General features: G+C 70.8%; 10 protein-coding genes. 8 read left to right on the forward strand and 2 right to left on the reverse strand.

Features of this window, described 5'->3' with window-relative positions; genetic code table 11:
• Positions 1-88 precede the first annotated feature (88 nt).
• The 4 genes from ACTWQA_RS03450 to ACTWQA_RS03465 all read left to right on the forward strand — a co-directional run bounded on the left by ACTWQA_RS03450 (position 89) and on the right by ACTWQA_RS03465 (position 4,888).
• Positions 89-1,117: a cation diffusion facilitator family transporter gene (locus ACTWQA_RS03450; protein WP_443157837.1), complete on the forward strand. Its 1,029-nt coding sequence runs from the start codon at positions 89-91 to the stop codon at positions 1,115-1,117.
• 86 nt (positions 1,118-1,203) lie between these two features.
• Positions 1,204-2,511: an acyltransferase family protein gene (locus ACTWQA_RS03455; RefSeq protein WP_443157838.1), complete on the forward strand. Its 1,308-nt coding sequence runs from the start codon at positions 1,204-1,206 to the stop codon at positions 2,509-2,511.
• Positions 2,512-2,936: 425 nt separating this feature from the next.
• A complete protein-coding gene (locus ACTWQA_RS03460) occupies positions 2,937-4,127 on the forward strand; it encodes a hypothetical protein (protein ID WP_443157839.1) in 1,191 nt (396 codons plus the stop codon).
• 110 nt (positions 4,128-4,237) lie between these two features.
• A complete protein-coding gene (locus ACTWQA_RS03465; protein ID WP_443157840.1) occupies positions 4,238-4,888 on the forward strand; it encodes a Uma2 family endonuclease in 651 nt (216 codons plus the stop codon).
• Here the strand turns inward: ACTWQA_RS03465 and ACTWQA_RS03470 are convergent.
• Entirely contained in the window at positions 4,885-6,168 is a 1,284-nt protein-coding gene (locus tag ACTWQA_RS03470; protein ID WP_305917929.1) for an ABC transporter ATP-binding protein, read from the reverse strand. The two genes, ACTWQA_RS03465 and ACTWQA_RS03470, sit on opposite strands and share 4 nt — an antisense overlap.
• 229 nt (positions 6,169-6,397) lie before the next feature.
• Between ACTWQA_RS03470 and ACTWQA_RS03475 the strand changes: the two genes are divergently transcribed.
• From ACTWQA_RS03475 to ACTWQA_RS03485, 3 genes are read left to right on the forward strand one after another with little or no spacing between them, the layout of a single operon-like run.
• Positions 6,398-7,876 (forward strand): glycoside hydrolase family 13 protein, encoded by a 1,479-nt coding sequence (locus ACTWQA_RS03475; RefSeq protein WP_443158024.1) that lies wholly within the window; start codon positions 6,398-6,400, stop codon positions 7,874-7,876.
• Complete coding sequence (locus ACTWQA_RS03480; protein ID WP_443157841.1) at positions 7,873-8,898, forward strand: LacI family DNA-binding transcriptional regulator; 1,026 nt, start codon at positions 7,873-7,875, stop codon at positions 8,896-8,898. The genes ACTWQA_RS03475 and ACTWQA_RS03480 overlap by 4 nt, the downstream gene beginning before the upstream one ends.
• A 40-nt stretch (positions 8,899-8,938) precedes the next feature.
• On the forward strand, positions 8,939-9,814 hold the full coding sequence (locus tag ACTWQA_RS03485) for a carbohydrate kinase family protein (protein WP_443157842.1): 876 nt from the start codon (positions 8,939-8,941) through the stop codon (positions 9,812-9,814).
• Here the strand turns inward: ACTWQA_RS03485 and ACTWQA_RS03490 are convergent.
• Entirely contained in the window at positions 9,774-11,018 is a 1,245-nt protein-coding gene (locus tag ACTWQA_RS03490) for an MFS transporter (protein ID WP_443157843.1), read from the reverse strand. The two genes, ACTWQA_RS03485 and ACTWQA_RS03490, sit on opposite strands and share 41 nt — an antisense overlap.
• A gap of 152 nt (positions 11,019-11,170) precedes the next feature.
• On the opposite strand from ACTWQA_RS03490, the gene ACTWQA_RS03495 reads away from it, so the two are divergent.
• Complete coding sequence (locus ACTWQA_RS03495; protein ID WP_443157844.1) at positions 11,171-12,085, forward strand: sugar kinase; 915 nt, start codon at positions 11,171-11,173, stop codon at positions 12,083-12,085.
• The last annotated feature ends 17 nt before the right edge of the window (positions 12,086-12,102 follow it).

Below are 12,102 nucleotides of genomic sequence, written 5' to 3' on the forward strand. Positions count from 1 at the left end.
GGATGGCCATGGGCATGGGCATGGGCATGGGCGCGGTGGTGGGCAGGCTCAAGCGCACGGGTACGGGGATGGGCGCGAAGGCGGCCATGTGCACGGGCACGCGAGCGGGGGGACGTTCGGGCGGCGTGGGCCGAAGGCGGCGCTGAGCTGGATGGTGCACGCCATCGCGCCGCACAGCCATGACAGTGCCGACAAGACGGACGCCGCGCTGGAATCCAGCAGCCGCGGCATGCGCGTGCTCGCCATCTCGTTCGCGGTGTTGATGGCCACCGCCGCCGTCCAAGCCGTGATCGTCGTGGCGTCCGGCTCGGTGGCGCTGCTCGGCGACACCCTGCACAATTTCGCCGACGCGCTCACCGCCGTGCCGCTGGCCATCGCGTTCTCGGTGGGCCGCCGCGCGGCCACCCGCCGCTTCACCTACGGGTACGGCCGGGCGGAGGACCTCGCGGGCATCGTCATCGTCCTGCTCATCGCCGTCTCGGCGGGCTTGGCCGGGTACGAGGCGATCAGGCGGCTGCTCGACCCCCAGGACGTCCAGGCGCTCTGGTGGGTGGCCGGCGCGGGCGTGGTGGGGTTCCTCGGCAACGAGTGGGTGGCCAGATACCGCATCAAGGTGGGGCGGGAGATCGGCTCGGCCGCGCTGGTCGCCGACGGCCTGCACGCCAGGACCGACGGCTTCACCTCGCTCGCCGTCCTCCTGGGGGCGGGCGGCGCCGGGCTCGGCTTCCCCATCGCCGACCCGATCGTGGGCCTGCTGATCACCGGCGCCATCTGCTTCGTCCTGCGCGACGCCGCCCGCGAGATCTACCACCGGCTCATGGACGCCGTGGACCCCGCGCTCGTGGACGCCGCCGAACGCATCATCGCCGGGGTGAAGGGCGTCCAGCGGGTCGGCTCGATCAGGCTGCGCTGGATCGGGCACGCGCTCCACGCCGAGGTAGAGATCCTCGTGGATCACGACATGTCGGTTGTAGACGCCCACGCGGTGGCGGTCGAGGCCGAGCACCGCCTCATCCACGAGCTGCCCCGCCTGCGAGCCGCCACCGTCCACACCGACCCCCACGGCCCGGCCGGCGCCGACCATCACGCCACCCTCTCCACCCACCGCACCACCTGACCCTGTCGTCGGCGGGTGAAAGCCGTGCCGGGTGCTTCGCTGGACCTCGCCGCATCACCGGGCGCGGTAAGGGTATGTTGGTGCGGGTGTCCGCCGCCGTCCCCGCCCCCACCCCGTCGTCCTCCACGTCCAGGCTGGCCTGGCTGGACGCCCTGCGCGGCATCGGGGCGCTCGCCGTCGTGGCGGAGCACCTGCTCCCGTGGTTCCTCCCGGCACTCAGGCCGTACTGGTTCAATCTGGGCGTCTACGGCATCCTGGTGTTCTTCCTGGTCAGCGGCTACATCATCCCCACATCCCTGGAGCGGCACGGCGACGTGCGGGCCTTCTGGATCAGCCGGATCTTCCGCCTCTACCCGCTCTACCTGAGCGTGATCGCGCTGGTGCTCGCCCTGGCGTGGTGGGTGCCGGTGCGCGGGGAGGTGCCGCGCGACGGGAGCGCGGTGGCGGCGCACGCGACCATGCTGCTCGACGTGGTGAGCGTGGGCGGCGTGGCCGACACGATGTGGACGCTGTCGTACGAGATGGTGTTCTACCTGCTGGTCACCGCGCTGTTCCTGACCGGGGCGCATCACCGTAGCGGGCTGTTGTCCATGGGGTTCGCGGCCGGCGCGGTGGTCGTCGGGCTGGTGGCGTCGGGCGCGGTGCTCGCGGGCGGGTGGCCCGCCTATGTGTCGGCCGGGGTGTTCGCGGCCGGGCTGGTCTGCGTGATGTGGGGGCGGGGGCGTACGGCCGCGGCCTGCGTGCTCGGCCTGATGGCGCTCGCGGCGCTGCTGCTGAGCAGCCGGGTGCCGTGGCTGGGGACGGCGGTGCTGGCGGTCATGTTCGCGGGCACGGCCATCCACCGCTGGGAACGCGGAACGGGCGGGCTGTGGCCGGTGGCGGTCACGACGGCGCTGGTGGCGATCGCGCCCCTATGGGCCATCGAGAGCGGCTGGTGGTGGGTGCAGGCCGACGTGTGGCTGACCACGATCGCGCTGGCCGGGGCCACCTTCGCGGGCGCGATGGCGCTGCGCGGACGGCGGCTCCCCAGGATGCTCGTCTGGCTGGGGCTGGTCAGCTATTCGCTCTACCTGGTGCACCACCCGCTGCTGAAGTACTTCGTGCAGATCACCGGAGACCTGCGGCAGGCGGATCCGCTCTACCAGCTGGCCATGGCGGCGCTGGCCCTGGCGGTGGTGCTGGGCGTGAGCGCGCTCGCCTACCGCTTCATCGAGCGGCCTGGGCAGGCTCTGGGCCGGCGGCTGTCAGGCCGGGACGCCTGCGGGCTCCAGCGCCGCGCCGATCTCGGGGTGGCGGGACAGGACCCGGGCGACGACGGGGTCCTCGGCCATGAGGAAGGCAAGGTGTCTGATGGCGTGCGCGACCACGTTGGCCAGGGCGACGTGGTCAGGTGACGGCGTGGCGGGGGCTTCGCCGCGGGCGATCTCCAGCACGGGCACCTCGATCGCGGGCAGCCACGGCGACGGGTCAGGACAGACCGCGTAGGTCAGGACGATCCGGCCGTCCGGCTCATACCGCCAGCTGGTGGAATGCAGCACGGTGCCCGGATCGGCGGCCGTCACGCCGCTGAGCCGCCGCGCGGCTGCGTCCGGGCTTTCGCCGCGTCCCGGTCTGGTCATGGCACGCCGGTACGACCAGCGATTGTCGGTGCCCAGCCGTAGCATGAGCGTCTCAACCGAGACCACGTGTCTCCCTGTCACTGCCAACAACTTACTGCAATACCTATGCAACTGCGTCTGCGATGCATATGTCTCCTGGTCTTGAACAGCGCGGAGAGCCCCGCTGTAGTCGATGGCGTGCGAGAGAGAGGCCGACAGTCATGCCGGGTTTGCTGGTGCTGATGGGGTCGGGCGAGACGAGCCCGACCATGGTCGAGATCCACCGCGCCGCGGCGCGGACCCTGCGCGCCGGAGCGCGGGCCGTGCTGCTCGACACTCCTTACGCCTTCCAGGAAAACCGTGCCGACATCTCCGCCCGCGCCTGCCGATACTTCGCCCGCAGCGTCGGCCTGGATGTCGAGGTGGCCTCCGGGATCACCGGCGCCGACTGGGTGTTCTCCGGCCCGGGCAGCCCCACCTACGCGCTGGACCGGTGGGCCGATTCGTGGGTGGCGGGCGACCTGCGGGCCCGCGTCCGCGCACGTCAGGGGGTGACCGTGCTGGCCTCGGCGGCGGCCTGCACGGCGGGGCTGGCCACCGTGCCGGTCTACGAGATCTACAAGGTGGGCGCGGAGCCCCATTGGAGGGAAGGCATCGGCCTGCTGGAGCCGCTCGGGCTGCAGGCCGTGCTGATCCCCCACTTCGACAACGCCGAGGGCGGCACGCACGACACCCGCTACTGCTACCTGGGCGAACGCCGGCTGTCCCGCATGGAGCGCGAGCTGCCGGCCGGCACCGCGGTCCTGGGGCTCGACGAGCACACGGCGGTCGTCATCGACCTGGAGAGCGAGACGGTGCGGGTCGCGGGCCGGGGCGGGCTGACCGTCCGGCGGCCGGGGTCGGTGGTGGTGTTGCCCTCGGGCACCCGTACCGACCTCGCGGAGATCCGCCGCCTGGCCGAGGGCGGCGCGGGGATGGCCTCCGTGTCGACGCCGGTTGACGAGGAGGCCACACCTGCCGAGATCACGCTGGAGGAGACGATCCGGTCCTGCGAGGAGCGGTTCAAGGCGGCCGCGGCCGAGCCGGACATGGTCGCGGCCGCGCAGACCGTGCTCGACCTCGAGGCCGAGCTCGTCAAGTGGGCGGCCGACACCGAGGAGGACGCGGGCGGGGTGGATCAGGCCAGAGAGCTGATGCGGCTGCTCATCGGCCGGCTCGGCGAGCTCGCCTCGAGGACCGATCAGCGTGCGGCGGGTCTCCGGTCCCTGGTGGAGCCGCTGGTCTCGCTGCGCGCGGAGTTGCGGGAGGCGGGACGCTACGACGTGGCGGACGCGCTGCGGGCGGCGATGCACGCGGGAGGCGTCGTCGTGGAGGACACCCCGGAAGGCTCCCGATGGACGCCTGCGCCGTGATCCGGAAGTGGCTGACGGAGCTGGTAAAGGCACGGTAATGTGGCGTCGTCACTCGGCGTGCTCATTCCGCTACAGTTGGCTCGATTTGCTGTGCGTGCGAGACTCGACTCATGGAAGGCGATGAGGCGATGACTGCTTTGCCGGACGATGGGTGGCTGGTTGCCCATCCGCCACCGCGGCATACCAGGCTTTTCGCCCTGCCGCCGATCAGCAATGACTACACCGTCGAGGACTGGCTCAAGCTGCCCGAAACCGGGGACAGGATCGAGTTGATCGACGGGAGTTTCGTAGTGAGTCCCATGCCCAAATACGATCATGCACTCGCGGCGAAGCGCTTGGTCCGTATCCTGGACGACGCGTGTCCACAGGACTACGAGGTGGTCGAGACGGGCAACCTCGTGGTCGATGAGGACGGCCTCATCCCTGACATCGTGGTAGGGCCTGCCGAGGCGATAGAGGCAGGAGTCGCTAGCCTCACCGCAGCCGAAGTCGTGTGTGTGGTCGAGGTCGTCAGCCCAGGCAAGGCGAGTCGGCGACGTGACTATGAGATCAAGCCGCCCAAATACGCCGCAGCAGGCATTCCGGTCTTCATCAGGGTCGAGCTCATGGGAGACGACGCTCCGCGTGTGGAAGTCTTCAATCTAGGCGCGCAGGGTTACGAGCTGGTCGCGGAAGCCAAAGCCGGGGACATACTGACGATCAACGAGCCCTTCCCCGTCTCCTTTGCCCCTGCCACGCTCGCCGGCCCCCGACGGCGCTAGCGGCGTGGTGGATCGATGCGGGCGCCGTCCGGCGTGAAGATCATGATGCGGGAGAGGTCGACGGCGACCTTGGAGGCGTCGCCGGCCCGCCAGACCGGCCGGTTGCCCAGGCGGACGATCAGGTCAGAGCGGCGGTGGATGCCGCTGTTCGGGTTCTGGCCCACCCGTTCCTGCTCCTGAGGCTCCTCCTTCGGAGGCGAGAACATCCGCCGCATCAGCCCCGACAGCTTGCCCGAGCCGTTCTTGACGCCGTTGACCCGCACTCTCGGGTCCGGCGGCTCGGGCACCGGGACGGCGGGCATGCCGCACTCCAGATACGCCAGCCACTCGTGCCCGTGGTACTCCAGCGCCCGCACCCGCCCGAAGAACGCCGGCCCCTCGTACGTCTCCGGCACCGGCGCCAGCCCGTCGGGCCGCAGCCCCACCAGCACGTGGCCGCCCGTGTGCTGCGAGATGGCGTACGCCCGCGGATCGCTCCACGGGATCGTCAGCCGGTGTGGGCCGAAGTCGAGCAGCACGTACTGGTTCTGCGGCGTCCTGACCGCGGCCGCTAACAGGTTCAACTGCTGCGAGTTGAGGAACGCCGCCACGAATGCCGTGGCTGGATCGTTGTAAATTTGGGCCGGAGTGCCCACGTCCTGCAAGACGCCGCGATTCAAAATGGCGATCCTGTCGGCCAGCGTGAGCGCCTCCACCTGGTCGTGCGTCACGTAGATGGTGGTGACGCCGAGCGACCTGACCAGCGCGGAGATCTCCATGCGCAACTCGGTGCGCATGCCGGCGTCGAGGTTCGACAGCGGCTCGTCCATGAGGAACAGCTTGGGCTGGCGCACGATCGCCCGGCCCATCGCGACCCGCTGGCGCTGGCCGCCGGAGAGTGTGCCCGGGCGGCGGTCCAGCGTCTCGTCGATGTGCAACGCCTTCGACAGTTCCTTGACCCGCTCACGCACCATCGCCGGGTCCGACTTGGCGATCTCCAAGGGGAACGCGATGTTCCCGCGCACGGTCCGGTGCGGGTACAGGGCGCCGTTCTGGAACACCATGGCGACGTCGCGATCGCGTGGCGCCAGGTGGTTGGCCATCTGGCCGTCCAGCCAGAGCTCGCCTTGGGTGATTTCCTCCAAGCCCGCGATCATCCGGAGCAACGTGGACTTGCCGCAGCCTGAAGGGCCCAGGAGGACGAGGAACTCGCCATCCTCGGCACGCAGGCTGAGCCGGTCGACTGCGAGGTAGTCGCCCGGGTACACCTTGGTCACTTTGTCGAGAACGACCGAGCTCATGGGGCCCACACCTTGCGCACGTGTCACCTGTGACGGGGCTGATTGAAGAGGTAGTACATCGCGCCTTAACGCCGCATGTCCACCCTTGACATAAAGAATCTCCCTCTAGGGCTTATTGGACAGGCGTTTTGGCCGTCCATAGACCGAAATTTCCGTATTGGGGGTGGATGGAAGGAGTTGCGTAAAGTTGCGGAAACCGCTTTCATGGGTGAAACATTCGGGGGTGACCATGACCGCGTGGTGGCGGAACGCCGTGATCTACCAGGTCTACGTGCGGAGCTTCGCCGACGGAGACGGCGACGGCGTCGGTGACCTGATCGGCATTCGCGATCGCCTGCCGTACCTGGCCGGGCTGGGCGTGGACGCCGTCTGGCTGACGCCCTTCTACCGCTCGCCGATGGCCGACTTCGGCTACGACGTGTCCGACTACCGCGACGTCGACCCCCTGTTCGGCACTCTGGCCGACGCCAAGGCGCTCATCGACGAGGCGCACCAGCAGGGGCTGCGGGTGATCGTGGACATCGTCCCCAACCACACCTCCGCCGCGCATCCCTGGTTCCAGCAGGCGTTGCGCGGCGAGCGGCGGGATCGCTACATCTTCCGCGACCGGCCGAACGACTGGGAGTCGATCTTCGGCGGCCCGGCCTGGACTCAGGTGGAGGACGGGCAGTGGTATCTCCACCTGTTCGACCCCGCCCAGCCGGACCTCAACTGGGACGACCACGAGGTGCGCGGCGAGTTCGAGTCGATCCTGCGTTTCTGGCTCGACCTGGGCGTGGACGGCTTCCGGGTGGACGTGGCGCACGGCATGGTCAAGCCGGCCGGCCTGCCCGACATCGGCAAGGGAAACCAGGCCAGGATGGTCGGCAGGGAGCCGGTGCCGTTCTTCGACAACGACGGCGTGCACGAGATCCACCGGGCCTGGCGCCGCGTGCTCGACTCCTATCCCGGCGAGCGGATCGGCGTGGCCGAGGCGTGGGCGCCCACGCCCGAGCGGCTGGCCATGTACGTCCGCCCGGACGAGCTGCACCAGGCGTTCAACTTCCACTACCTGTTCGCGCCGTGGGACGCCGCCGAGCTGCGCGAGGTGATCGACTCCTCGCTGGCCACCGCCGCGTCCGTGGGCGCGCCGACCACCTGGGTGTTGTCCAACCACGACGTCAAGCGGCACGTCACCCGCTACGGCGGCTTGGACCGGGCCCGCGCGGCCGCGTTGCTGACCCTCGCACTGCCCGGCTCGGCCTACGTCTACCAGGGCGACGAGCTGGGCCTGCCCGAGGTGCTCGACCTGCCGCCCGAGGTGTGCCTCGACCCGCAGCGGCTGCGCGATCCCGACAGCGGCCGCGACGGCTGCCGGGTGCCGCTGCCCTGGACGCGCCGCGACCCGGAGGCCGGGTGGGCGAACCCGTGGCTGCCGATTCCGGCGGAGTGGGCCGAGCTGAGCGTGGAGGCCCAGGAGGGCGCCCCCGGCTCGACGCTCGAGCTTTACCGGGCCGCGCTGCGGCTGCGGCGTTCCTTCGACGGGGACCTGACCTGGCACGACTCTCCCGAGGGCACGCTGGTCTTCTCCCGGGGCGATCTGGTGTGCGCCGTCAACCTCACGGAGACACCCGTGGACTTCGGTCTCGACGGCGAGGTGCTGCTGGCCTCGAATGAGCCTGGAGCAGCGGATTCGGCGGTCTGGTTGAAAGTAAAGTGTGGCCCATGAATGGTCACGCTCGCCTTGCCGACATCGCCGCCCAGGCCGGGGTGAGTGAGGCCACGGTCAGCCGGGTGCTCAACGGCAAACCCGGGGTCTCCGCGGGCACCCGCCAGGCGGTGATGACCGCGCTCGACCTCATGGGCTACGAGCGCCCGCCCCGGCTGCGGCAGCGCAGCAACGGACTGGTCGGCCTGGTGACGCCCGAGCTGGACAATCCGATCTTCCCGGCGTTCGCGCAGGCCATCGAGAAGGCGCTGACCCAGCACGGCTACACGCCCGTGTTGTGCACGCAGCTGCCCGGCGGCGCGCCCGAGGACGAGTTCACCGAGCTGCTCGTGGATCGCGGGGTGAGCGGCATCGTCTTCATGTCGGGCCTGCACGCCGACACGACCGCGCGGATGGACCGCTACACCCGCCTGGTCGACCGCGGGCTGCCGATCGTGCTGGTCGACGGCTACAGCGAGCACATCGACGCGCCCTTCATCTCGCCCGATGACCGCATGGCCGTGCGGCTGTCCGTGCAGCACCTCGTCGACCTCGGTCACGAGCGCATCGGGCTGGCGCTGGGGCCGCGCAGGTTCGTGCCGGTGATCAGGAAGATCGAGGGCTTCAAGCAGGTCATGGCGCACCTGCTCGGCACGGCCGACGTGGACGACCTGATCGCGCACTCGTTGTTCTCGGTCGAGGGCGGGCAGGCGGCCGCCGCCCAGCTGCTCACCCGCGGCTGCACCGGCATCGTGTGCGCCAGCGACCTGATGGCGCTCGGCGCGATCCGCGCCTGCAGGGAAAAGGGGTTGTCGGTGCCGGGGGAGGTGTCCGTGGTCGGGTTCGACGACTCGCCGCTGATCGCGTTCACCGACCCGCCGCTGACCACCGTGCGCAAGCCGATCGGCGCCATGGCCTCTGCGGCCGTGCAGACGCTGCTCGAGGAGGTCAGCGGCGCACCCACCAAGCACGTCGAGCTGATCTTCCAGCCGGAGCTGGTGGTCCGCGGCTCCACCGGCTCGGGCCCGCTGGTCAACCGGTGACCGGCGTATGGCGACCGAGCCCGCCTCACGGAGTGAGGCAATGAACACGGACATTCTGGTCCTCGGCGGTGCCGGAGTCGACACGACCGTCTACGTGCCCGAGCTGCCGCTGCCGTACAAGGACACCTACCAGGTGCCGCCGGTCGTCGACAGGATCGGCAACACCGGCGCGGGGGTGGCGCTCGGCTGCCACGCGCTCGGGCTGGACGTCGCGTTCGCCGACCTGATCGGCGACGACCCGCAGGGCGCGCTGCTCCGCCACGCGCTGCGCGACCTCGACTGCTCCTGGGGGCCGGCCGAGGCGGGCACGCGCAGGAGCGTGCTGCTCGTAGGTCCCGACGGCCGCCGCACCTCCTTCTACGATGCCAAGGTCACGCCCGGCGAGCGCCTGCCCAGGCAGCTGTACGCGGACGTCCGGGCCAGGCACGTCCACGTGTCGATCATGGACTTCTGCCGCCACGTCTACCCCGACCTGGACGGCGTGCCGATCTCCACGGACCTGCACGACTGGGACGGCGTCAACACCTACCACAAGGACTTCGCCTACCGTTCCGACCTGGTGTTCCTGTCGGCCGCCGCGCTCAAGGACCCGGCGGTCGTGATGGGCGACGTCCTTGGCCGCGGCCGAGCCCGCACCGTCGTGTGCACGCTCGGCGCGGACGGATGCCTGGTGCTGACCCGCGAGGCCGGGCTGCGGGCTTTCCCCGCCGCCCCGCTTCCCGGGCCGGTGGCCGACAGCAACGGTGCGGGCGACGCGTTCGTCTCCGGCTTCCTGTACGGCACGCTGCGCGGCAGGAAGCTGGAGGAGTGCGTCAGGCTGGGCTCGATCGCTGGGGCACACGCCTGCACGGCCGCCGGCACCCACGAGTCCCCGATCACGGAGTCCCTCCTCCTGAGCCGGTCCGCCGCCGCTTGACGCCGGCCGGTCCGTCGTGGTCCAGCTCCCGCCAGGCTCGGCCGGCGAACGGCGGGATGGACGCCAGCACGTAGACGGCGGTGAATGCGTACAGGGTGGCCGTCAGACCGGTCAGCTCCGTGAGCGAGCCCGCCAGAAGCCCGCCGAACGGCATGCCCGCGTAGGCGGCGGCCGTCATGGTGCCGAGCACCCGCGCCCGCAGGCGGGCCGGGATCCGGTCATACTGCAGCACGCCGAGAATGGGATTGATCGCGCCCGCGGCGAGGCCGGACAGCGCGGTGACGCCGAGGGCGACGGGCAACGGGGCGCCGAGGGCCAGGATCAGCACCCGAGGCACTCCGGCGATCAGGAAGCATGCCCCGAAGGTCAGCCTCTGGGGTAATCGCCGGCCGGCGGCGCCGTAGACGACGGTCCCGGCCAGCGCGCCCGCTCCGACCGCGCCGGCGAGCAGGCCGAACGCGCGAGGATCGTGGGTCACGTCCCGGGCGTACAACGCCAGCAGGACCTGCGTCACGCCCGTGTCGAGCATGTTGACGACCACGATCATCGTGGTCGCGCTCATCTGCAGCCGGTCCCGCCACAGGAACGCCACCCCGTCGCGCAGATCGCTCAGATAGCCGCCCTGTCCCGCGCCGCCTCCCGATCGTGGGACCCCGCCGCGGATCAGAGCCGCGGACAGCAGAAACGTGACCCCGTCGACGACCAGCAACGCACTGGCCCCGAGCCAGACGATCAGCACGCCGGCGAGCGGCGCGCCCACCATCGCCGCGCCCCGGTAGACGCCGTCGTACGCCGCCACCGCCCGTTCGATGCGCACCGGCCCGAGCGCCGCCAGCTCGGGAACCATGGCCTTGCGTGCCGTCTCCCCGGGCGTGGCCAGCAGCCATCGCACGAAGAGCAACCCCAGCAGCGCCGGATACGACAGCCCCGTCGTCCACGACAGCACCGGCATGGCCAGGACGACGAGCCCGCTCGCCACGTCGGACAACACGCTCGCGCCGCGCGATCCCAGCCGGTCCACCAGTGTCCCGCCGAACGCGGCCGAGACGACGATGGGGAACGTGGTCGAGAACGCCGCCAGCCCCGTGAGCGCCGCGCTCCCCGTGCTCTCCAGCACGAACCACGGCACGGCCAGCATGGAGAGCATGGTCCCGGTGACGGAGAGTGCGTTGGCGGCCAGCAAGGTGATGAATGGACGCCTCACGCTCGATCCCCCCGGCGCCCCCCGGCCCACGGTTTCCGCTTCAGCGTTCCCCACGGGCGCCATGCGGTCAAGGGAGTCTCTCGCCGCAGGACAAACGTGATTTGATACAACTATTGGGACGCATGATCCATTGATTTGCGAGGAGTCCGTTCGTGAGCGTTGTGGTGTGCGGTGAGGCGATGCTGCTGATGCTGGCCGAGCCGGGCATCCCGCTCGAGCGGGCCACCGCCTTCCGCCGCTCGATCGCGGGCGCTGAGTCGAACGTGGCCGCCGGCCTGGCCAGGCTGGGCCACCAGGTGCGCTGGCTCGGGCGGGTGGGCGCGGACCCGGCGGGCGCGTCGGTGCTGGCCATGCTCCGCGCCGACGGCATCGACACGCGCCACGCCGTCGTGGACCCGCACGTCCCCACCGGGCTGCTGCTGCGCGACAGCCACCCGTCCAGGGCGATCGACGTCCAGTACTATCGCGCCGGCTCGGCCGCCTCGCGGCTGGCGCCCGGCGAGCTGACGCCCGAGATGGTGGATGGCGCCCGGCTCGTCCACGTCACCGGCATCACGCCGATGTTGTCGGACGCGGCGCACCTCGCCACGCTCCGGCTGCTCGACCTGGCCAGGGACGCGGGCGCCACGATCTCCTTCGACCCGAACGTCCGGCTCAAGCTCGGCCCGCCCGATCGGTGGCGGGAGCGGGTCGCGCCGCTCATGGGCCGCGCCGACGTGGTGTTCGCCGGTGAGGACGAGCTGGAGCTGCTCCAGGTGGACCCGGCCGGGCTGCCCGGGCTCGCCGTCGTCAAGCACCGCGACAAGTCGGCCAGCTGCGCCGGCCTGCGTCAGGAGGCGTTCCCGGTGCCCGTGACCGACCCCGTGGGGGCGGGCGACGCGTTCGCCGCCGGGTTCCTGTCGGGGATGCTGCGCGGGATGCCGTACGAGACCTGCCTGCGCGAGGGGGCGGCCGTGGCGGCGCTCGTGGTGCAGTGCGCCAACGACACCGACGGGCTGCCCGACCGGACGGGCCTGGACCGTGCGCTGGCCGCGTTCACCTCGGCGGGGGAGACCGTGCACCGTTAGGGCGCGATCATCGCGGC

Origin of the sequence: Nonomuraea sp. 10N515B (assembly GCF_052245915.1) — a bacterium.
Classification (GTDB): domain Bacteria; phylum Actinomycetota; class Actinomycetes; order Streptosporangiales; family Streptosporangiaceae; genus Nonomuraea.